This is a genomic window from Desulforudis sp. DRI-14 (assembly GCF_052618305.1).
On the sequence record NZ_JBQXEZ010000001.1, the window covers coordinates 115504 to 136951 of the forward strand.

General features: G+C 58.5%; 18 protein-coding genes and 1 pseudogene. All 19 read right to left on the reverse strand.

Annotated features, from left to right (window positions below; translation table 11 throughout):
• Positions 1-7 precede the first annotated feature (7 nt).
• A complete protein-coding gene (locus ACUM6F_RS00620; protein WP_479684208.1) occupies positions 8-640 on the reverse strand; it encodes a PIN domain-containing protein in 633 nt (210 codons plus the stop codon).
• Positions 582-1367, reverse strand: a complete 786-nt coding sequence (locus ACUM6F_RS00625; protein WP_445348059.1) for an ImmA/IrrE family metallo-endopeptidase — start codon at positions 1365-1367, stop codon at positions 582-584. The genes ACUM6F_RS00620 and ACUM6F_RS00625 overlap by 59 nt, the downstream gene beginning before the upstream one ends.
• Complete coding sequence (locus ACUM6F_RS00630; RefSeq protein ID WP_445348060.1) at positions 1357-1719, reverse strand: helix-turn-helix domain-containing protein; 363 nt, start codon at positions 1717-1719, stop codon at positions 1357-1359. Before ACUM6F_RS00630 ends, ACUM6F_RS00625 begins: the two co-directional genes overlap by 11 nt.
• Positions 1720-2003: 284 nt before the next feature.
• Positions 2004-2152 (reverse strand): annotated as a pseudogene (locus ACUM6F_RS00635) (IS3 family transposase); the annotation flags it as partial.
• 75 nt (positions 2153-2227) lie between these two features.
• Positions 2228-2431, reverse strand: a complete 204-nt coding sequence (locus ACUM6F_RS00640; protein WP_445348061.1) for a hypothetical protein — start codon at positions 2429-2431, stop codon at positions 2228-2230.
• Positions 2432-2542: 111 nt separating this feature from the next.
• Entirely contained in the window at positions 2543-3433 is an 891-nt protein-coding gene (locus ACUM6F_RS00645) for a hypothetical protein (RefSeq protein WP_445348062.1), read from the reverse strand.
• Positions 3434-3726: 293 nt separating this feature from the next.
• Positions 3727-4578 carry a serine/threonine protein kinase gene (locus ACUM6F_RS00650; protein WP_445348063.1) on the reverse strand — a complete coding sequence of 284 codons (852 nt, stop codon included), beginning with the start codon at positions 4576-4578 and terminating at the stop codon, positions 3727-3729.
• Positions 4508-5236 (reverse strand): hypothetical protein, encoded by a 729-nt coding sequence (locus ACUM6F_RS00655; protein ID WP_445348064.1) that lies wholly within the window; start codon positions 5234-5236, stop codon positions 4508-4510. Before ACUM6F_RS00655 ends, ACUM6F_RS00650 begins: the two co-directional genes overlap by 71 nt.
• A 594-nt stretch (positions 5237-5830) precedes the next feature.
• Positions 5831-7666: a glutamine--fructose-6-phosphate transaminase (isomerizing) gene (glmS, locus tag ACUM6F_RS00660; RefSeq protein ID WP_445348065.1), complete on the reverse strand. Its 1836-nt coding sequence runs from the start codon at positions 7664-7666 to the stop codon at positions 5831-5833.
• Positions 7667-8286: 620 nt separating this feature from the next.
• Positions 8287-9627 carry a phosphoglucosamine mutase gene (gene glmM, locus ACUM6F_RS00665; protein ID WP_445348066.1) on the reverse strand — a complete coding sequence of 447 codons (1341 nt, stop codon included), beginning with the start codon at positions 9625-9627 and terminating at the stop codon, positions 8287-8289.
• Between the two features lie 135 nt (positions 9628-9762).
• On the reverse strand, positions 9763-11346 hold the full coding sequence (cimA, locus tag ACUM6F_RS00670) for a citramalate synthase (protein WP_425620279.1): 1584 nt from the start codon (positions 11344-11346) through the stop codon (positions 9763-9765).
• Between the two features lie 59 nt (positions 11347-11405).
• Entirely contained in the window at positions 11406-11912 is a 507-nt protein-coding gene (leuD, locus tag ACUM6F_RS00675) for a 3-isopropylmalate dehydratase small subunit (protein ID WP_445348223.1), read from the reverse strand.
• 6 nt (positions 11913-11918) lie between these two features.
• Positions 11919-13184, reverse strand: coding sequence for a 3-isopropylmalate dehydratase large subunit (leuC, locus tag ACUM6F_RS00680; protein WP_445348067.1), 1266 nt, complete (start codon positions 13182-13184; stop codon positions 11919-11921).
• Positions 13185-13307: 123 nt separating this feature from the next.
• The gene (locus ACUM6F_RS00685) at positions 13308-14837 is read right to left on the reverse strand and encodes a 2-isopropylmalate synthase (protein ID WP_445348068.1); all 1530 of its coding nucleotides are present in this window, start codon (positions 14835-14837) and stop codon (positions 13308-13310) included.
• 145 nt (positions 14838-14982) lie between these two features.
• Complete coding sequence (gene ilvC / locus ACUM6F_RS00690) at positions 14983-15975, reverse strand: ketol-acid reductoisomerase (RefSeq protein WP_425620282.1); 993 nt, start codon at positions 15973-15975, stop codon at positions 14983-14985.
• The gene (ilvN, locus tag ACUM6F_RS00695; protein ID WP_425620283.1) at positions 15976-16485 is read right to left on the reverse strand and encodes an acetolactate synthase small subunit; all 510 of its coding nucleotides are present in this window, start codon (positions 16483-16485) and stop codon (positions 15976-15978) included.
• Positions 16486-16624: 139 nt separating this feature from the next.
• Positions 16625-18286 carry a biosynthetic-type acetolactate synthase large subunit gene (gene ilvB, locus ACUM6F_RS00700; protein WP_445348069.1) on the reverse strand — a complete coding sequence of 554 codons (1662 nt, stop codon included), beginning with the start codon at positions 18284-18286 and terminating at the stop codon, positions 16625-16627.
• Between the two features lie 21 nt (positions 18287-18307).
• Positions 18308-19972, reverse strand: coding sequence for a dihydroxy-acid dehydratase (gene ilvD / locus ACUM6F_RS00705; protein ID WP_445348070.1), 1665 nt, complete (start codon positions 19970-19972; stop codon positions 18308-18310).
• A 151-nt stretch (positions 19973-20123) separates the two neighbouring features.
• Complete coding sequence (gene ilvE / locus ACUM6F_RS00710; RefSeq protein ID WP_425620286.1) at positions 20124-21005, reverse strand: branched-chain-amino-acid transaminase; 882 nt, start codon at positions 21003-21005, stop codon at positions 20124-20126.
• Between the last annotated feature and the right edge of the window lie 443 nt (positions 21006-21448).

Below are 21448 nucleotides of genomic sequence, written 5' to 3' on the forward strand. Positions count from 1 at the left end.
CTAATGACTATTTACGAAGCCCCAGCTCTTTCACGCGTTCTCGTGACCGGCGCATGATATCTTGAAAAGACCCGCCGAGGCGGTGGCTCTCTCCAGCCTGTATGTCCCGAAAAATTCGCTTTATATCTTTGCAATAGGCTTCTGCGTTGTATTGGCAGATGTACAAAAGGTCTGGGTGTCGGAGGACTCGCACGTCGGAGTGTTCCTCGATGGTCCGCCGTGCGGCCCGGTCATCGCTCAGAATATATGGGATCCCGAACTCGACGGCCAGGGCCAGTGCCTCTAGCTCGCCGGGATCCAACATAAACCTGAACGACTGCCGGGTGATCGCCATCCCTTGTCGCTGATCGGGGGTTAAACCATCCCCCTGCACGGTATCAACCACGGTAAAGAGGCCATCCTTGCCGGCTTGGTCAAGCAACGGGCGGCAAGCATGGCGTGCCAACACGTACCGGGCCTCGGAAAAAACATAGGCAGGTACATACACCCTGTCTATGGTTCGAAAAAGAAGATTTAGGTGCCCTGCGCGGCAAAGCTTGATCAGGACATCGGCGTCACTGACCGCCTTTGGTACACTGACCCTAGTAATCCGCCGCAAACTGGAAACCCATCTCCTCGGGTGTTTTCTGCCACATGCCAAGCAATTCCTTAAGCTTCTTATAGCTCAGCCTACCATCTTCGTAATTGGCATTCAACGCCTGGAGAAAGACCCTGGGGATCTGGGCTCCCGTCGGACTGATTAACTCGTCCGTGTATCCGTAACGATACACCAGGGATTTCAGCAGCGCGGCATTTTCCGGCGAGCCATACTCCCGCAATCTCTTATATTGCGGGTGAGTGATCAACCCGGCAGTGCGCAGGGCTACGGTCATGGCGGCATAGCTGACCCGGAAGGTGTGCTGCAGAACGATCACTTCGCGCGGGGTTACAACGGCATTATCACCAAACCGCTCCCGAAAGACCTTGCGGATGCCCTCCGGCGGCATTAGGAAGGCCCCGGCAAAGCAGTCCGCGGCCAGCTCCACCGGATCGCTATCAGGGAAGTCCCCGGGCGTGCAGATGTTCAGCGTCAGGCTTGCCCGATCCATGCGGTAGTGCCCAAGCTCGTGTGCAGCGGAGAAGATCTGCCTTCCCAGGGTCATCTCCGTATTGATGAAGACTACATAGTCATCCTCGTCACGGGCAATGAAGGCGGAAAGGCCCTTGGCCGTGACGGGATAACGCAGGACGATCAGTCCCTGCCGTTCCAATAGGTCAAATATATCGGCCACCGGTTCAATGCCCAGTCCAAGCTCCCGACGGTACTGAGCCGCCTGCTCACTGGCTTTCCGTTCGATGCGCTTCCGAAGAGTAGGACTAACAGCCATTCCGGTTCTTCCTCCACATACGGATCTGCCCCAGAACCTCCACCACCAACCTCTCGATTTCGGGCAGGCAGTCCTTGAGTTCTTCTCCGCCGGTCTCTGCGCCCGTGCGAAAGCGCCCGAGCATGTTTCCCTCTTCCACGTTACGAGTAAGGTAATCAGTGGACGTCCCCAACCGGTCAGCGATCCGCCGCAATTCCAAACTGCTCAAGGCCTTTTTCCCGGCCTCAATTTTGGTAACCACGGGCCTAGAGACGTCAATAGCCCGCGCTAGTTCATCCTGAGTCAAGCCATGCTGTTCCCGTAACGCACGAATTCTCTCACCGATCTCAGCATAAGTCGGTGGCCTGAACATCTTCTCCATCCCTCCTCTATGACTGATGTTACTATACGTTACATCAATATGCAATACTCCCGTTTGGTGTTCATATATGTTACCCCTGCGGCAGTAGCGTTATTCACAAGACACGACAAAGCCCCGGGAGTACCCGGGGCCGGAAAGGTGAACAGCTTACCATGTGTGGATTGACAATAATGTTTGCGACACCGTGCCATAACCCAGACCGAAGATGGTTTGCGCCAATCAGTCAAAGACATAGCTTGCTGGCCGGGTGGGTCAATTCCCAACCGGCGCCAGTGGGTCAAAAGTAAGTCGGCGTTGACATCGACAACGGCGTTGTTTAATGTGTCTCCTACGGAGCCCATTGAGCCTACGATGCCGCCTCCTGGAGGCGCCGGGTAAAGGCAAGTGAGGTGTACTGGCTACCGTGGTCACAGTGGTGGATCAGTTCCGACGACGGGCGATGGTTTCAAACACCATATTGACCGCACCGACCACCAAGTCGGCCACTGCTTTTTAAGATTTACCGCTCCTCCCAGAGGATGCGGTTCTTCCTTCGCACCCGCTGTAATTCTTCCCGCTCGACCGTCGTCAAACCTTGGCGTTCACCTTTGTCGCTCTCATACAGATCCCGGGCCATTTCCACCATCCTTTTGCCGCTCTCACGCACCAGGCGGACGGCTTCCGCCCGAAATTCCGGTAGGTACGGTGATCTTGTCCTCGGCACGGTGATTCTCTCCTTTCAGGGACTTACCCCAAGTATCAGGGGTTTCCACCAAACCGGGTCAAGTGCAAACACTTAATACCTTGAGTACCTGGCACGGACTTCTTCAATCATCTAGGTGAGGCGGGCGATATCAGCAGCTCGGTCAGTTCCAAAGGCCGTTAAAGCTCCAAGGGATGGAGTGAAATAAGGACCAAAGGAACGTTCGCCGGGGCGAAACCCTCTCTCCACGAGAGTGGTAAGTACAGTCTCGGCAGTCTCAAAGACTCGCTCAACTTCGCTGACTCTTAACGCTGGGGCTACCTCACCCAGCATTAGCCATTGTCTTCGTAACTCAACTAGGTAGTGAAAAAACGGTAATGGCTCCCGCCACATCACCGCTGCGGGATTATTACTCCTTAACAACGCGCGGCAGTACTCACATTCGGGACCTAAAAACTCCCTGAGCCGTCTCCTAAAAGCTAATGCTAATTGCTGAGGCCTGTATTCGCTCAAAGTATTAGCATCGTAGTACCATATACCTCGCTGCTGCTGACCTCCATCGGGTTTTTCAAAGAGCTGGGGATCAAAGGCACGTACGTTGCGGAAGTTTCCAGAGGCCAGTCCGGTGACTCCAGCTGCGGCATACAAGAGACATTGTTGGTTTGAGTACCCCAGGATGATATCCTTTCCAGCCAAAGCAATACTGAGAAACCCATCCAAAAGATTGTATATATACTCCTCACTGTTTACCATAAACCGACCGTTGGGATGATAGAGTACCACGTATACTCCGTTCACGGGATATGCTACAAGTTCGTCTAGAAGAGTGTTAAACCCATCAGTATTGAGTACCACATCTGGGCCGATTGCCAAAGTACTATAGACCGGTAGACCTGCCCTCATTTCATAAGCTGTTTGTGCAAAAATGGCTTGAAGTTCAAGCCATCCTTCCGTTAGGGTATTAGTATAACGTCCGGGCGCAATTATGGCGTCCACATTTAGTGTTCCGACCTGGTACTCCACTACTCTTCTGCAGAGTTCTTGAGCATCATCGGTTCTAAAAGTTTGAGTATTAAAGGTTACCCTGGGCCAATAGGGGTATTGGACAATATTCCCATGCAATGTCCGAGGTTGATAGAACTGAGGGTCAAAGAGCACAAAAGCATCAAGCTCGTGCAGTTCCTCTGCGTGCCGTACCATTTGCTGGGGAGTACAGGGTCGTGGCGACAGGATTACGCCTGTTTCCGGGAAAGAACTAACGAACTCGCGGTTTAGACTCATCATACCATATCCTTGCTGCAAGTAAAACCTCATCTTTAAGCATCCCATCTCAAACATCTAAGGATTTCATCTACTCCATTAGGCCGACGATGAACCGGTTTACTAAGGCAACGTGATACGACTTCACTAAGTGCCGGATCAACGCCTGGAAAAACGGCAGTAAGATCAGGTGGTTTAAACCTGAGCGTTCTTTCGATGGCTTCTTGTGGGGTGGAACACCCAGAAGTAAAAGGGTTGTTACCGGTAATACATTCGTACATTAATAGGCCCCACCCATGCAGGTCTGTTCGACTAGAGATTGCCCGCTTTCGATTCAAGATTTGTTCAGGTGCCCCGTATCCTGGGGTCAGAGGGCCGAATGGGGCGAAATCTGCTGTTAATGAATCAAGTAGAAGATGCCGTGCAATGCCGAAGTCAAGGAGTACTACCCTGCCACTTTCGCACATCATTACGTTGTCAGGTTTAATATCCCTGTGGACTAAACCCTGTTGCTCAACAATCTGCAACGCCCTTAACAAGTTTCTCCCTATATATTCAGCTTCCAAAAGATCAAGAGAGCCCTTCCGAATCAGTATCTGACGTATGGACTCGCCGTTTAAGAATTCTTCAAGAATATAGACTACCTTCTGTCCCTCAATTTGGCACTCACCATACTTATAGGTTACGGCGAAATATGGACCCGAAAGCCTAGAAGCAGCCAAGATTTCCCTCAGTGTTCTTTCAGTGTTACCCGGTCTAACAAGCTTTAAGGCCACGTCTCCGTGCCCAATCGAATGGGCCTTATAGACCTGCTTCTGACCTCCTGAGCCTATTACCCTAGTAACTGTGACTCCGGGTAAAGCTTCTTGAATCGCTTCTATCTGGGGATTGAAGTTCAAGTGGTTCATAGTAGCCCCCCACTAGTTCCTCATTTATGGTCCAGACAATAGGGCAGTTTCGAACCCCTTTCTCTATGGCACGTAAAGGGTATTTGATACAGTCATTCCTACAAATAACCGACAGGCCCACACCGTACTGACGGCACTCATTCGCTATCTCATCCTGTCTTAGGGTCTGAGGCATAAGGACATAAGAGTCTCCGGTAAACCACAGATGACGGTAAGCCTGGTCTAGAGCCACTCGCCAGTTCTTGAGTTTTGCCTCAAATACCCATATCCGCCTGACAACCAGCAACTCCGTCCTTGTCCGTGCTTTAACACAAGGTCCTCTAAACTGCACAAGTCCCCTGGCATCCAGGTCACCGATTATCCTCTTCAAGTGGCTCTTGCTAACGTTCAAAAACTGTCCAAGGGTTTCTGGGCGAACCCACGGTTTTCCCGATAGGTACGTCATTCCGTGTGCCAATTCTTTCGGAAACTTGTCTGGCTTGGTCCCTATCTCCGATCGCCTTCTATCTAGGGACTTCTCGTCATACTCGATAACAACTACGTCGGGCCGTCCGTAATTCGTTACAAACTCCCTTCTAAGTACAAACGAAGAAGTAGACTGTGGCTTGAACAGCTCAATAAAAGTCTCGATTAACGAATCTTCGGACTGCCAGTACACCTTAACCCACTCCCAACTAAGGGTATAGTTCTTGCTTCCATGATATGGTATGAAGAGTAATGCTACTACGGCCGGTTTCTGGCAATAATAGTCTAATTAGAACAAATAGTAGTTACCGTGTTCAAGCCGTTCGACTCGCTTCTTGCTGCAGTGCACGGTTGTGGAGCAGGTCCTCGCCCTAAGCCTGGAGCATCCTAAAACACTGAACGTCCGCACCGTAGCTATTGTAATATGGGCTGGTGCCCCATCCAAACTATCACTCAGTATCTGGCACAGAGCCCCTAGCTGTCTAGGGAGAAGCTTAATGGCACAAGATAAAGCCTCTCCCCCTAGATTCAAAACCTATCTTTCATGCCCCTCTTTTCATGCAGAATGATGTCGTAATCTGTCGAACGCCCATGAGGCAGGACAACCGCTACGCTAACGCAGCGGTTGAGACGATCTTTCTCTCTTTTCGGACATATTAAAACATGTTCCTTCACATGGTCAAGCATCATAGGATAAGCGAAGCCACCCCGTGGCTCGCGTGATGTAGCAGCCCAGGGAGGTCTCGATCGAGCTTCAGTCCGGGTTTTTGGAGCTATGTTGTCTACCCTACTCCACGGTCACGCTCTTCGCCAAATTCCGGGGTTTGTCAACTTCGCAGCCGCGGGCGACGGCAGCATAGTAAGCAAAGAGCTGCAGCGGGACCACGGCTAGGACGGGGGCGACGAGCGGATGGGTCTGCGGCAGGCAGATGACCTCGTCGGCCACTTCCCGGATTTCGCAGTGGTCGTTGAGGGCCACGGCGATGACGTCGGCGCCCCGGGCCTTGACTTCCTTAATGTTACTCACGGTCTTATCGTAGAGTTCGGGCTGGGTCGCCAGGGCGAACACCGGAACGCCCGGTACAACCAGGGCCAGGGTGCCGTGCTTCAGCTCCCCGGCGGCGTAGGCCTCGGCGTGGATGTAGGAGATTTCCTTAAGCTTGAGGCTCCCCTCCATCGCGACGGCGTAGTCCAGGCCGCGCCCGATGAAGAAGACGTCCTCGCGGTCGGCGTACCGGCGCGCCAGTTGAGCAATGCACTCGGTGTTTTCAAGCGTCTGCGCAATCTGCTCAGGCAGATTGCCGAGTCCCCACAGGATGGCCTGCTGGTCGCCTTTCGCCAGCGTGCCGCGCGCTTCTCCCAGCCAAAGGGCCAAGAGGTAAAAAGCGGTAAGCTGGGTGACGTAAGCCTTGGTCGAGGCGACGGCGATCTCCGGCCCGGCCCAGGTGTAGATGACGTCGTCGGCCTCGCGGGCGATCGAACTTCCCACCACGTTCGTGATGGCGATAACGTGGGCTCCGCGGCTCTTGGCCTCGCGCAGCGCGGCCCTGGTATCGGCCGTCTCACCCGACTGGCTGACCAAAATGACCAGGTCGTTTCCGCCGATAATCGGCTCGCGGTAGCGGAACTCGGAAGCGATGTCGGCTTCCACCGGAATCCGGACGAGCTTCTCGATGACGTACTTGCCGACGACGCCGGCGTGATAGGCGGTACCGCAGGCGACAACGAAGATCTTGTTGAGATTGCGGACATAGTCGGCCTCCAGCGAAAGCTCATCGAAGACGACGCGGCGGCCGTCGGGGGAGATGCGCCCGCGCAGGGTTTCCCGGACGGCCTTGGGCTGCTCGCAGATCTCCTTGATCATGAAGTGGTCGTAGCCGCCCTTTTCGGCCTGTTCGGCCTCCCAGTTGACGTGGAAGACGTCTTTGGCGATCGACCTGCCGTTAAAGTCGAAGATGTTGACCCTGGAGTCGGTGACCTCGGCCATTTGGCCGTCGTCGAGCAGGTAGACCTTGCGGGTATAGGGCAGGATGGCCGGGATGTCGGAGGCGATGAAATTCTCGCCCTCGCCCAGGCCGATGACCAGCGGGCTGTCCTGGCGCACGGCGATCAGCCGGCCGGGCTCGTTGAGGGCGATGGCCAGGAAGGCGAAGCTGCCGTGCAGGCGGCTGACGGCGCGCTTCACGGCCTCGTAGAGGTCGCCGTCGAAGTTGTAGTAATGCTCGATGAGGTGCGGCAGGACCTCGGTGTCGGTTTCGGAGCGAAACATGTGCCCCTCGGCCTTCAGCCACTGCCGGAGGCTCGAGTAGTTCTCGATAATCCCGTTATGCACGCAGGCAAAGCGGCCGGTGCAGTCGATGTGGGGGTGAGCGTTGAGGTCGGTGGGGGCGCCGTGCGTGGCCCAGCGGGTGTGCCCGATGCCGCTTTTCCCGTTAAAAGACTGTCCGTTGATGGTGTTCACCAGGACCTCGAGTTCCCCGGCTTTCTTCTTTAAGTAAAGAGCGTTCTCCTCAAAAACAGCGATACCGGCGGAGTCGTAACCGCGGTACTCCAAACGGCGCAAGCCTTCAAGGAGCACCGGTACGGCGGTTTGGTAACCTGTATAGCCAACGATCCCACACATGTCGTCATCAATCCCTTTCGAAAGGTTTAGGTCAGACTCCTACAAGAATAGTGAAGTACACAAGAATAATGTAGCTAAAGGCAAAAAAATGCTGTGCCGAAGCACAGCATGCCGCATTTATTAGGTAATATCTCTTAGCCTGTCAAAGGCATAAAGAGACAAACACCCTTTTTGTGCTTTTCCGTCTGTCACCGGGCACCTTTGTCCCGGCGGTTGCCCGCCGGATTTGTAGTGTCGCTAACGGCCGTGACCAGCCGGGAGGCATCCGCCGAATCCTTCGATAAACCTCCCCCTCGTCACCCGGCACTCAACCTCCAGTACCGGATTCGAACTACGAAATCTCTGGTACCGGGGGCAAAACCCTTTCTTAACTTGGGAAACCAAGCATCGGGTTGAGTGCTGGGTCTGGCGCTTCCTATTCAATTCAGTCGTTGGTCGTCCGTCGTCTGTCGTCGGACTCGATGGAATTCGTTCAGCGAATTCCTCACCTTCCAATTCAGTCGTCAGTCGCCGGGTGAACCACCTCCTATAAGAAGTTAATTATGGCCTCCACGGCTTTATTCAGGTTGATCACTCCATGAAACTAATTACCAAATAGTTGGACCAAAAGCAAGTATTTGTCACCGCTCGATCTCCCGGATTACTTTAACCAGCTCGTTGACGACCTGCATTAAAACATCCCGGTTCCTGCCCTCAACCATGACGCGGATCAGGGGTTCGGTGCCGGACGGCCTTACCAGGATCCGTCCCTGCCCGGCCAGCCGCGCTTCCTGTTCTTGGATGGCCGCCTCCAGCCGGGGATCATTCATTATCGTCTCTTTTTCGCGGACTCGGATGTTTTCCAAAATCTGCGGCAGGCGCTCCATCCAGCCGGCCAAACTCCCCAGGGATTGGCCCGTGCCGGTGACCGCGTTCAGTAGCTGCATCGAGGTAAGGATACCGTCGCCGGTGGTGTTGTGATCAAGGAAGATGATGTGTCCGGACTGCTCCCCGCCCATGTTGGTCCCCGTCCGAAGCAGCTCTTCGAGAACGTAACGGTCCCCCACCTTGGTCTGCAGGACCTTGATGCCGGCATCCTGCAAAGCCAGGTGCAGGCCGAGATTGCTCATCACGGTGGCCACCAGGGTATCGCCGGCCAGGCGGCCCTGTTCCTTCAGACGCTTCGCGCAGATGACCATGATCTGGTCGCCGTCAACGATATTGCCCTGCTCGTCGACAGCGATGACGCGGTCGGCATCACCGTCAAAAGCCAAGCCCAGGTCGGCCCTTTGCCTGACTACTTCCTGCTGAAGGCGGGCCGGGTTGGTAGAGCCGCACCCGACATTGATGTTCAAGCCGTCCGGTTCTACGGCAAGAGGAATGACCTCCGCGCCGAGTTCTTTGAAGATGCGGGGGCCGACGCGATAAGCCGCCCCGTTGGCGCAGTCGACGACGATGCGCAATCCCTTGAGGCTGGCGGGACCGGCCCCTTTGGCGAAGTTGATGTAAAGCCGGTCGGCGTCATTAACGTCAAAGACACGTCCCACCCGATCTCCCGTAGGCGACGACAGGCCGTTCTCGGCGACGAGGACAAACCTCTCGATCTCTTCTTCGACGGCGTCCGGCAGTTTGCAGCCGTTGGCCCCGAAAAACTTGATGCCGTTGTCCTCGTACGGGTTGTGGGATGCGGAAATGACGACGCCGCCTCCCGCGCTGAGGGCGCGGGTCAGGTAGGCGACAGCGGGGGTGGGGATGATACCGGCACGCAACACGTTGACGCCGACGGAACAGATCCCGGCAATCAGGGCGGCTTCGAGCATGTCCCCCGAAACGCGGGTGTCGCGCCCGATAACGATCGAACGGGTTTCTGTATCGTTAGTTAGCAGATACGCACCCACGCGTCCCAACTTGTAAGCAAGTTCGGGAGTGAGTTCGCGGTTGGCGACGCCGCGAACGCCGTCAGTGCCGAAAAGTTTGCCCATCTGGTGCCTATTCCCCCATCCCGATAAAAATATCACACATCATGCAGTCCTACAAGATCCTTATTTATGGTATGCAGGCGGCGGTGAAGTGTTAGGGAACAGGGGACCCCTAATGTTGGAAGGCAGGGAATCTATTTACTCGTCTTCCTCCTCGGGTTCCTCGGCCTTGACCAGGCCGTAGGCCAGGCTGTCGGTGAGCGCCTGCCAGCTCGCTTCGATGATGTTGGACGAAACCCCGACCGTCCCCCAGGAATGGCGCCCGTCACCGGTCTCGATCAAAACCCGGACGACCGCTTCGGTCCCGGCCTTTTCGTTGAGCACGCGGACCTTGTAGTCGTTGAGCTTCATCCTGTTGATCTGCGGATAGAAAGCCACCAGGGCCTTGCGCAAAGCGGCGTCCAGGGCGTTGACGGGACCGTTTCCTTCGGCCGCGGTGTGGATCACCTGGTCGCCGACGCGCAGCTTAATGGTCGCCTCCGACGAGATGTGTTTGTCTTCCCGGAGCTCGATGATCAGCCGCAAGCTCTCCAGGTTGAAGGGCTTCTTATAGCCCTGGTAGGCTTTGCGTACCAACAGTTCGAAGGAACCCTCCGCCCCCTCGAACTGAAAGCCCTGGAACTCCAGTTCTTTAAGCTCGTTCAGGAACCGGCGCGTCTCCTCGCTGTCCACGTCCCCCATTTTCAGTTCCCGGTATTTATATACTAAATTCGCGAGACCCGATAATTCTGACACTAAAACGTTCCTTTTGTTGCCCACGGCTTCGGGGGTGATGTGCTCATAGGTCTGCGGGTCTTTCAGGAGCGCGTTTACGTGCACGCCGCCCTTGTGCGCGAAGGCGCTGGCGCCTACGTAAGGTTGGCGGGGATCGGGGGTGACGTTGGCGATTTCGCTGACGAAGCGGGAGAGTTCGGTCAAGTAGACGAGATGGTCGTCGGGGATGGTGCGGATTTTTTTCTTCAGCGTCAGGTTGGGGATCAGCACGCAGAGGTCGGTGTTGCCGCAGCGCTCGCCGAAGCCGTTGACCGTCCCCTGGACCTGGACGACGCCGGCCTCTACGGCCATCAGGCTGTTGGCGACCGCCAGCCCCCCGTCGTTGTGAGCGTGGATGCCGAGCGGGACCTGCACCGCCTGCCGAACCCGCCTGACGATCGGCGGCACTTCCGAGGGCAGCACGCCGCCGTTGGTGTCGCAGAGCACGATCATCCGCGCCCCCGCCTCCTGGGCGGCGGCGAGCGTGGCCAGGGCGTACTCGGGATTGGCCTTAAAGCCGTCGAAGAAATGCTCGGCGTCGTAGAAAACTTCCAGCCCGCGCGAGCGCAGGAAGGCCACCGAATCCCGGATCATGGCCAGGTTCTCCTCCAGGGTGGTGTTCAGCGCCCGGTAGACATGGAAGTCCCAGCTCTTTCCGAACAAGGTCGCGATGCCGACACCCGACGCGACGGTGGCGGTCAGGTTGCCGTCCTGTTCGACCGGAATGCCGACCCTGCGGGTGCTGCAGAAGGCGCACAGGCGTGCGCGCCGGAACTTGTAATCGCGCATCCGCCGGAAAAACTCCACATCCTTGGGGTTGGAACCGGGCCAACCCCCCTCGATGTAGTGGACGCCGAGCTTATCCAGGCGCCGGGCGATCTTGACTTTGTCGTCAACTGAGAAGGAAATGCCCTCGCCCTGCGCGCCGTCGCGCAAAGTGGTATCGTAAATTTCTACCTGCTGCTGCACTACAGGTCCCTCCACAGAAAGGCGCTAGGATCTTGCCCGGTTTTGAAGGCTCCTTAAGTCTAGAGTCCTGTTGGTTTGCTTTCCTTAAGTTTTTCTTTGACGTAGGCGATCAGGCCGCCCTTGGCGACGATCTCCTGCATAAAGGGCGGGATCGGCTGGGCCCTGTACTCCTTGCCGGTAGTCAGGTTGTAGATCCTGCCGGTATCGGCCTCGACGGCCACCCGGTCCCCCGTCTTGATGTCGTCGCAGGCCTCCGGGCATTCCAGGATGGGGAGCCCGATGTTGAAGGCGTTGCGGTAGAAGATGCGGGCGAACGTCTTGGCGATCACGCAGGAAACCCCGGCGTGCTTAATGGCGATCGGGGCATGCTCGCGCGACGACCCGCAGCCGAAATTCTGCCCCCCGACGATGATGTCCCCGGGCACCACCTTGGACGGAAATTCCGGATCGGCGTCCTCCATGCAGTGCTCGGCCAGCTCGCGGGGATCGGAAGTGTTCAGGTAACGGGCGGGGATGATGGCGTCGGTGTCGACGTTATCCCCGAACTTCCAGGCCTTTCCTTCCAGACGCATTTACTTCACCTCTTTCGGGTGGGCGATACGCCCGAGTACGGCCGAAGCGGCGGCCACCGCGGGACCGGCCAGGTAGACCTCGCTCTCGGGGTGGCCCATCCGCCCCACGAAGTTGCGGTTGGTGGTGGCCACGGCCCGTTCGCCCTTCGCCAGGATACCCATGTGCCCGCCGAGACAAGGGCCGCAGGTCGGCGTGCTCACGGCGGCGCCCGCCTTGACGAAGGTGGCGATCAGCCCTTCCTCCATGGCCTGCAGGTAGATCTCCTGGGTGCCGGGGATGACGATGCAGCGGACTCTGTCGTGCACCCTCCGGCCCTCCAGCACCTTGGCCGCCTCGCGCAGGTCCTCAATGCGTCCGTTGGTGCAGGACCCGATGACCACCTGGTCGATCTCGACGGTGTCAGCCTCGGTGACGAAGCGGGTGTTGTCCGGGCTGTGCGGGAAGCTGACGACCGGTTCGAGCTCGCTGACGTCGTAGTTCACCGTCCGGGCGTACTTGGCGTCGCCGTCGCTGTGGTAAAACTTATACGGCCGTTTGGCGCGGTTTTGGACGTAGGCCTCGGTGGTGCGGTCCGGGGGCACGATGCCGTTTTTGGCCCCGGCCTCGATCGCCATGTTGCACATCGTGAAGCGGCCGTCCATGGACAGATTCTCGATGACCGGCCCGGTAAACTCCATGGCCTGGTAGAGGGCTCCTTCCACCCCGATGTCGCCGATGGTGTGCAGGATGAGGTCCTTGCCCCCCACCGATTCGGGAAGCTCGCCCTCGTAGACGAACCTAATCGACTCCGGGACCTTGAACCAGGTTTCGCCGAGGGCCATCGCCGCGGCGAGGTCGGTGCTGCCCACCCCGGTGGCGAAGGCGCCCAGGGCCCCGTAGGTGCAGGTGTGCGAATCGGCCCCGATAACCACGTCCCCCGGCCCCACAAGGCCCTGTTCGGGCAGGAGGCAGTGCTCGATCCCCATCCGGCCGACCTCGAAGTAATTGGTCAGACGCTGCCCGCGGGCGAAATCCCGGACCAGTTTGGCCTGCTCGGCCGACTTGATGTCCTTGTTGGGAATGAAATGATCGGGGACAAGGATCACCCTGTCGGGATCGAAGACGTGCTCCACCCCGGTCTTCTCGAACTCCTTGATAGCCAGGGGCGCGGTGATGTCGTTCCCCAAGACGGCGTCGACGGAGGCCGAAATCAGCTCCCCGGGCTCGACCCGGTCCTTCCCGGCGTGGGCGGCCAGAATTTTCTCAGTGATCGTCATACCAGCCATAGCGTTCATCAATCCTTACTCGAAAGTTACGTTAATTATCGGATACGGTCACTTAATCAGCATTGAGCGTTGAGCGTTGAGCATTTGAGCGCTCAGTGCCCAGTGCTCAGTGCGGACAGACACTCAGTGGCTGTCCTTCAGGCGTTCGTCGTAGGCAATCTTGTTCAGGACGTTGATATAGGCGCGGGCGCTCGCCTCGATGACATCGGTGCTGATGCCCCGCCCGGTAAAGACCTTTTGTTGATCGTTGGCCAGTTTGAGGGTAACGTTGGCCAGGGCGTCGGTCCCGCCGGTGACGGCGTCGATGACGTAGCTGATCAGCATATACTTTTTGCCGGTGATCTTTTCGATGGCCTTGTAAACGGCGTCGACCGGGCCGTTGCCGCAGGCCGCTTCCTGGACCAGCTCTCCCTCGACGACCAGGGCGATGACGGCGGTGGGCTTCACCGTCGTGCCGCTGAAGATGTGCAGGTACTCAAGTTCGTAAGTGGCCGGCACCTTGCGGATCTGTTCCTCGACGATGACCTCCAGGTCCTCGTCCTCGATGTTCTTCTTGGTGTCGGCCAGTTGTTTGAAGCGCACAAAGGCAGCATTCAGCTCTTCCTCGGTCAGGCTGTAACCCAGCTCGGCAAGGCGCTGCCGGAAGGCGTGCCGTCCGGAGTGCTTGCCCAGGACTAGGTTGGTGCGGGTGATCCCCACCATCGACGGGTTCATAATCTCATAAGTGGTACGCTCCTTGAGGACGCCGTCCTGGTGGATGCCCGACTCGTGCAGGAAAGCGTTCTTGCCGACCACGGCCTTGTTGAACTGCACGGGCATGCCCGTCAGCAGGCTGACCAGCTTGGAAGTGCGGTAGATTTCCTCGGTATTGATCCTCAAATCAATGCCCAGGCGGTCGCGCCGGGTGTAACAGATCATAATCAGCTCTTCCAGGGCGGCGTTCCCGGCCCGCTCGCCGATCCCGTTGATGGTCCCTTCGACCTGCCGCGCGCCGTTGATTACCGCCGCCAGGGAATTAGCCACGGCCAGCCCCAAGTCGTCGTGGCAGTGGACACTTAAGACCGCCTTTTCGATGCCGGGGGTCCCTTGCATAATCCCGGCGATGAAGGCGCCGAACTCATCCGGCGTGGCGTAGCCGACGGTGTCCGGGATGTTGATGACCGTGGCCCCGGCCTCGATCGCTGCAGCCACAACCCGGCAGAGAAACTCGAGGTCGGAACGCGAAGCGTCCTCAGCCGAGAACTCGACATCCGAAGTATAGGAACGCGCGCGCCTGACCGCCGCGGCCGCGGCCTCCAGAACCTGCTCGCGGCTCATGCGCAACTTGTGTTTAAGGTGAATGTCAGAGGTGGCGATAAAAGTATGAATACGGGGCTGGTCGGCATAGCGCAGGGCCTCCCATGCCCGGTCGATGTCGGCGAAGTTCGCCCGCGCCAGACCGGCTATGGTCACGCCGCGGATCTCGCGGGCGATGGCCTGGACAGCCTCAAAGTCGCCCGGCGAGGCGAAGGGGAATCCCGCCTCGATGACGTCGACGCCGAGATTGGCAAGCTGCCGGGCTATCTGCAGTTTTTCGTTGAGGTTCAGGCTGACGCCGGGCGACTGCTCCCCGTCACGGAGCGTGGTATCAAAAATGTACAACCTGTCAGACACGATACCTCTCCTCTTTTTCCTTATTCCTTAAGACATATAATGGAGCGCGGGCCTGAAGGCCCACGCAATCCCGGTATACCTGTTCTACTTCAAGTCCTAACGCCGAACAACCCAATGCCCCAAGGAGTATGTCGTATTTAACGACTTACTCCTTGTTGAGCCAGGGCATCATCTTTCGCAGCTCTTCCCCGACTTCTTCGATCAGGTGCTCGCGGTTGCGCTTGCGCATGGCGTTGAAGAAGGGGCGGTTGGCCTGGTTTTCCAGGATCCACTCCCTGGCGAAGGTCCCGTCCTGGATGTCGGCCAGAACGGCGCGCATCTCCTCGCGCACGTCCTCGTTGACGATCCGGGGACCGACCAGGTAATCCCCGAACTCCGCCGTGTTGCTGACGCTCTGCCGCATCTTGGTGAGGCCGCCCTCGTAAATAAGGTCGACGATGAGCTTCAGTTCGTGCAGGCACTCGAAATAGGCCATCTCGGGGGCGTACCCGGCCTCGACCAGGGTCTCAAACCCGGCCTTGATGAGCTCGGAAACGCCGCCGCATAGGACGCACTGCTCGCCGAAAAGATCGGTCTCGGTTTCCTCGGCGAAGGTTGTCTCAAAGACGCCGGCCTTGGTGCAGCCGATCCCCTTGGCGTAAGCAAGAGCCAGTTTCTTGGCCTGGCCGGTGTAGTCCTGCGCCACGGCGATCAGCCCCGGCACGCCGCGCCCCTCGAGGTACAGGCGACGGACCATGCGCCCCGGGCTCTTGGGGGCTACCATGAAGACGTCGACGTCGCGCGGCGGGACGATCTGCCCGTAATGAATGTTAAAGCCGTGCGAGAACATCAGCGCCTTGCCCTCGGTGAGATGAGGGGCGATCGACTCGGCGTACATCCGGGGCTGGACTTCGTCGGGAACGAGGACCTGAATGATGGCGGCCGCTTTGGCGGCTTCCTCGACCGGCATGACGACGAGCCCGTCTTCCTGGACGCGGTTCCAGTTGGTGCTGCCCGGCCTCAGCCCGACAACCACGTCGACGCCGCTGTTGGCGAGGTTCTGGGCCTGGGCGTGACCCTGGCTCCCGTAGCCGATAACGGCGACTTTTTTCCCCTGCAAAAGGTCGAGACTGGCGTCTTCATCGTAGTAGACACGCATTTACTCTTCATCCTCCCCATCGTGTGTAACGGTTTTACTGCCGCGCAGCAGGGCGATCTTGCCGGTCCGGACGTATTCCCGGATGCCGAACGGCCGGAGCGCCTGCTCGATGGCGTTGATTTTTCCTTCGTCGCCGGTGGCCTCGATAATCAGCGTGTTGCGCCCTATGTCGACGATGTGGGCGCGGAAAATTTCGACGATCTGCATGATTTCCCCGCGTACCGAGGCGTCGGCATTGACCTTGATCAAGATAAGCTCGCGGTCGACATGGGGCTCCTGGGTGATGTCCTCGACCTTGATCACCTCGATCAGCTTGTTGAGCTGTTTGGCGACCTGGTCAAGCACCGCCTGCTCTCCCTCGCAGACGATGGTCATGCGGGAGACGCGCGGGTTGTCGGTGCGGCTGACGGCCAGGCTGTCGATGTTGTAGCCCCGCCGGGCGAAAAGGCCCGCCACCCGGGCCAAAACCCCCGGATTATTCTCAACCAGGACGGTAAACACACTACGCATATGTAAAATGCCTCCCCCATTCGGTCGTCAGTCAACAGGCAGCGGGCAGCAGGCGAAATGGAAGTGAAATCGGGGGGCATCGGCTAGGCCGATGCATCCTTGATTTACCGACACCTGACGACGGACGACGGACAACTGATTAGCCGAGCATCTTATTGATAGCCTCACCAGGAGGCACCATCGGCATTACGTTCTCTTCCTGTTCGACGCAGAAATCCATTACCACCGGCCGGGAGGACTTAACGGCCTGCTCGATGGCCGGACGAACCTCCAGTTCCTTGGTCACCTTGATGGCCTCGGCGCCGAAAGCTTCAGCCACGCGGCAAAAATCGGGGTTTTTCAGCTCGGTATGCGAGTAGCGGCGGTTGTAGAACAGCTCCTGCCACTGCCGGACCATGCCCAGGCAGGCGTTGTTGAGGATGGCAACATTGACCGGGAGCTCGTAGTTGACCGCCGTCGTCAGTTCCTGGATGTTCATCTGGATGCTGCCGTCCCCGGCAATGTCAAAGACGATCTCGCCGGGGCAGGCCACCTGCACGCCGATGGCCGCAGGAAGACCGAATCCCATCGTCCCCAGCCCGCCGGACGAGATAAAGCTGCGCGGGCGGGTGAAGGTATAGTGCTGGGCGGTCCACATCTGGTTCTGGCCGACCTCGGTGCAGATGCGGGCCCGCTCCCCGCAGATCTCGCTGATCCGGCGGATCACGTACTGGGGCTTGAGGCCTTTGCCTTGCGCGAAAGTCAGCGGGTATTCCCGCTTCCACTCCTTGATCTTTTCGGCCCATGCCGGGTTAGGATTGGCCATCAGCCCGTCGAGCAGCTGGCGCAGGACGTACTTGACGTCCCCGGCGATGGCGATGTGGGCCGGGACGTTCTTCCCCATTTCCGCGGGGTCGATGTCGATATGGATGATGCGCGCTTCGGGTGCGAAGCTTTCGATCTTGCCGGTAACGCGGTCGTCGAAACGCACGCCGATACCGATCAGCAGGTCACACTCGTAGACCGCGTAGTTCGCGTACTTGGCCCCGTGCATGCCCAGCATCCCCAAGGAGAGCGCGTGGTCCCCCGGGAAACAGCCGAGTCCCATCAGGGTCGTGGTCACGGGGGCCATGATCGCCTCGGCCAGCTGGCGCAGTTCTTCGGACGCGCCGGCGTTGATAACGCCGCCGCCGGCGTAAATCACGGGACGGCGCGCCTGGGCGATGGCCTGAATGGCCTCGGCCACCAGGCGGGGGTTGGCCGTCAGCTTGGGATTGTAACCCGGCAGGCGCACAGGATGTTCGTAAGAATGATAGTCAAAAGTACCTGCCGATATATCGCGCGGGATATCCACCAGGACCGGGCCCGGCCGGCCCGTGCCGGCGATGAAGAAGGCTTCCTTGACGATCCTTCCCAAGTCGGCGATGTCCCGGACCAGGTAATTGTGCTTGGTGATCGGCATGGTGATCCCGGTGATGTCGGCCTCCTGGAAGGAGTCACGACCCAGGAGAGTGGTCGGCACCTGTCCGGTAAAGGCCACCATGGGCACCGAATCCATGGCGGCATTGGCAATGCCCGTCACCAGGTTCGTGGCCCCGGGTCCGGAGGTGGCCAGGCAGACGCCAACCTTGCCGCTGGCCCGTGCATAACCGTCGGCGGCATGGGCGGCCGCCTGTTCGTGCCGCACAAGAATGTGCCGGATGTCGGAATCGTAGATGGCGTCATAGATAGGCAGTACCGCGCCCCCGGGGTAGCCGAAGATGGTTTCGACACCTTGTTCCTTTAAACATTCGAGAAGAATCTGTCCTCCGGTCAACAACACTTCGTACTTCCTCCCCCAGGGCTAGTCTTGAATGATGGCTCCTCCCGCCGCCGAACCCACGACCTTGGCGTAGCGGGCGAGGTAACCGTGCTTGATCCGCGGCTCGGGAGGCCGCCACTCGGACAGCCTGCCCGCAATCTCTTCCTGTGTCAGGTCAACGTTGAGCGACCTGTTGGGAATATCTATCTCGATCATGTCGCCGTCCCGGATGACGGCGATCGGGCCCCCTTCCATGGCCTCGGGCGAAACGTGCCCGATGCTGGCCCCCCGCGTGGCCCCCGAAAAACGGCCGTCGGTGAGCAGGGCCACGTCCTTGTCGAGGCCCATCCCGGCGATGGCCGAGGTCGGCGTCAGCATTTCGCGCATCCCCGGACCGCCCTTGGGCCCTTCGTAGCGGATGACCACAACGTCTCCCGGACTGATCCCGCCGCCCATGATGGCCTCGACGGCCTCTTCCTCGGCGTTGAAAATGCGGGCCGGGCCGCGGTGCTTCAACATTTCGGGCGCCACAGCCGAAGCCTTGACGATGGCGCCGTCCGGGGCCAGATTGCCCCGCAGCACGGCCAAGCCGCCGGTGGGCGAGTGCGGGGCGTCCAAAGCCCGGATAATCTCGTTGCGCAGGATTCGGGCGTCCTTCAGATTCTCCCCGACCGTGCCGCCGGTCACCGTCAGCAGTTCCCTAACGATAAGGCCTTTCTTGGACAACTCGGCCATCACGGCCGGAATACCCCCGGCCTCGTCCAGGTCCTCCATAAAGGCCGGTCCGGCGGGGGCGAGGCGGCAGAGGTTAGGCGTGCGGGCGCTGATCCGGTTGATGACGTCGAGGTCGATCTTGACCCCGGCCTCGTGGGCGACAGCCAAAAGATGCAAAACGGTATTGGTGGAACAGCCCAGGGCCATATCGACCGTCAGGGCGTTGTAAAAAGCCTCCCGCGTCAGGATGTAGGATGGCCGTATACCCTTTTCGACGAGTTCAACCACCTGCATGCCGGCCATCTTGGCCAGGCGCCGGCGGGCCGCGCTCACCGCGGGAATGGTGCCGTTGCGCGGCAGGGCCATCCCCAGCGCTTCGGTGAGGCAGTTCATCGAGTTGGCCGTAAACATGCCGGCGCAGGAACCGCAGCCGGGGCAGGCGCGTTCTTCCAGCTCCGCCAGATCGGCCTCGGTCATCTTCCCGACCTTGACCGCGCCCACGGCCTCAAAAACGTCGGTCAGCGACACTTTCTTCCCTTTATACGTTCCCGCCAGCATCGGTCCCCCGCTGACAAAGATGCAGGGGATATCCAGGCGGGCCGCCGCCATCAGCATGCCGGGGACGATCTTGTCGCAGGCGGTGACGAAGACCAACCCGTCGAAGGCGTGCGCCCGGGCCATGACCTCGACGCTGTCGGCGATCAGTTCCCTGCTGGCCAGGGAATACTTCATTCCCTCGTGGTTCATGGCGATGCCGTCGCAGACGGCGATGCTGCCGAAGGACACGGGGGTGCCGCCCGCCATCCGGATGCCGGCCTTGACGGCCTCCGCCAGGTCCCCGAGATGCATGTGCCCGGGAACGATTTCGTTCTCAGCGTTGACCACGCCGATCAGCGGACGCTCCAGTTCGGCGTCGGTAAAGCCCAACGCCTTAAAAAGCGAGCGGTGCGGCGCCTTTTCCAGGCCCTTCAGGACCACATGACTCCTGCGCAACCTGAACACTCCCTAACAGTCGTAGCATGAGGTGCCCAGCACTCAATTAATGGAGTTAAGTTGCAGGCAAATTTAGCCTACTAGCATCTCGAAGACCGGCGGTAGCTCTAAACGTAACGGCTCTTCGAGTTGAGTGCCGGGTCAGCGATCTCTACTCGGGGAAGATTTCGGGCCCGTTTATCTTGGTCATCGCCCGAAAGTCTTCAAGCAGTTCCAGGGTTACCGGACCCGGGTTGCCGTCCCCGACAACCCGCCCGTCGATTTTGACCACGGGAATCAGCTCCGCCGCCGTTCCGGTCAGGAAGCACTCGTCGGCTACATAAAGGTCATGCCGCGTGAAAACCTGTTCCATAACCCTGATGCCTTTTATCGCCGCCAGCTCCATTACGGTGTTGCGGGTGATCCCTTCGAGAATGCCCAGGTAAGCAGGCGGGGTGATCAGAACGTTGTTTTTAACGATAAAGATGTTATCGCCCGTAGCCTCACTTACATAGCCTTCCGCATTCAGCATAATGGCCTCCAGGGTGCCGGCCAGGCTGCCCTCGATCTTGGCCATAATGTTGTTCAAATAGTTAAGGGATTTGACTCTCGGGTTTACAGCGTCCACAAGGTTGCGGCGCGTGGCCGCGGTGATCACTTCCAGACCCTTCCGGTAAAACTCTTCCGGATAGAGCTGGATAGACGCGGCGATGCATACGATAGTCGGGCGGGGGCATTTCCTGGGATCAAGCCCCAGGTCGCCCTTGCCGCGCGAGACGACGAGCCGGATATAGGCGTCGCGCAGGTTATTCCGCCGTAAGGTTTCCAGGACCACTTCCTGCATCTCGTCGATGCCGATGGGTATGGTGAGCATAATGGCCCGCGCGGACTCATAAAGCCGCACCAAGTGCTCGCGGAGCTTAAACACCCGCCCGTGGTAGGCCCGGATGCCCTCAAATACGCCGTCGCCATACAGGTAACCGTGGTCGAATACCGAAACAACCGCCTTCTCTTCCGGCACATACTCGCCGTCAAGGTAGATGATAAGCCCCATTGCCCCAATCCCTCCGTAGATAAACTATAGATAACAAAACCCCTCGCCTGACAGCCAAAAACGATTGCCAGGGACGAGGGGTCACTACCCACGCGGTACCACCCTGTTTGCCGCCACTATCAGACGGCCACCTCAAGCCCGCCAACAAGCAGGCAGTTTTGATAACGGGTCGCTAACCCGGAGAAAGCTACTGGGACGCTGTCCGCCCGTTCACTTTTCAGCTCCAGGGTGATCGCGGCTCCTGTACCCCGCACCGGTTTTCACCAACCCCGGCTCTCTGCAGCGGCCCGGTCACAAGGCCGAATATCCCCTTCACAGCCTTTGAGCTATAAATTATTGCAAGTATACCTAAGAACGGTTTGCAGTGTCAAGGATTATTCGGCACGTGGCGCAAAAATATTGCATTGGCCCTCAAGCCTGTCCATGACCGGCAAAAAACGGGT

What these genes read in the sequence shown, in the direction of transcription:
- glmM (WP_445348066.1), bottom strand. Translation starts at nt 9,627, where the DNA reads ATGGGCAAACTTTTCGGCACTGACGGCGTTCGCGGCGTCGCCAACCGC.
- ilvN (WP_425620283.1), bottom strand. Translation starts at nt 16,485, where the DNA reads ATGCGTAGTGTGTTTACCGTCCTGGTTGAGAATAATCCGGGGGTTTTG.
- ACUM6F_RS00650 (WP_445348063.1), bottom strand. Translation starts at nt 4,578, where the DNA reads ATGAACCACTTGAACTTCAATCCCCAGATAGAAGCGATTCAAGAAGCT.
- ACUM6F_RS00625 (WP_445348059.1), bottom strand. Translation starts at nt 1,367, where the DNA reads ATGGCTGTTAGTCCTACTCTTCGGAAGCGCATCGAACGGAAAGCCAGT.
- leuC (WP_445348067.1), bottom strand. Translation starts at nt 13,184, where the DNA reads ATGGCTGGTATGACGATCACTGAGAAAATTCTGGCCGCCCACGCCGGG.
- glmS (WP_445348065.1), bottom strand. Translation starts at nt 7,666, where the DNA reads ATGTGTGGGATCGTTGGCTATACAGGTTACCAAACCGCCGTACCGGTG.
- ACUM6F_RS00630 (WP_445348060.1), bottom strand. Translation starts at nt 1,719, where the DNA reads ATGTTCAGGCCACCGACTTATGCTGAGATCGGTGAGAGAATTCGTGCG.
- ilvE (WP_425620286.1), bottom strand. Translation starts at nt 21,005, where the DNA reads ATGGGGCTTATCATCTACCTTGACGGCGAGTATGTGCCGGAAGAGAAG.
- ilvC (WP_425620282.1), bottom strand. Translation starts at nt 15,975, where the DNA reads ATGCGTGTCTACTACGATGAAGACGCCAGTCTCGACCTTTTGCAGGGG.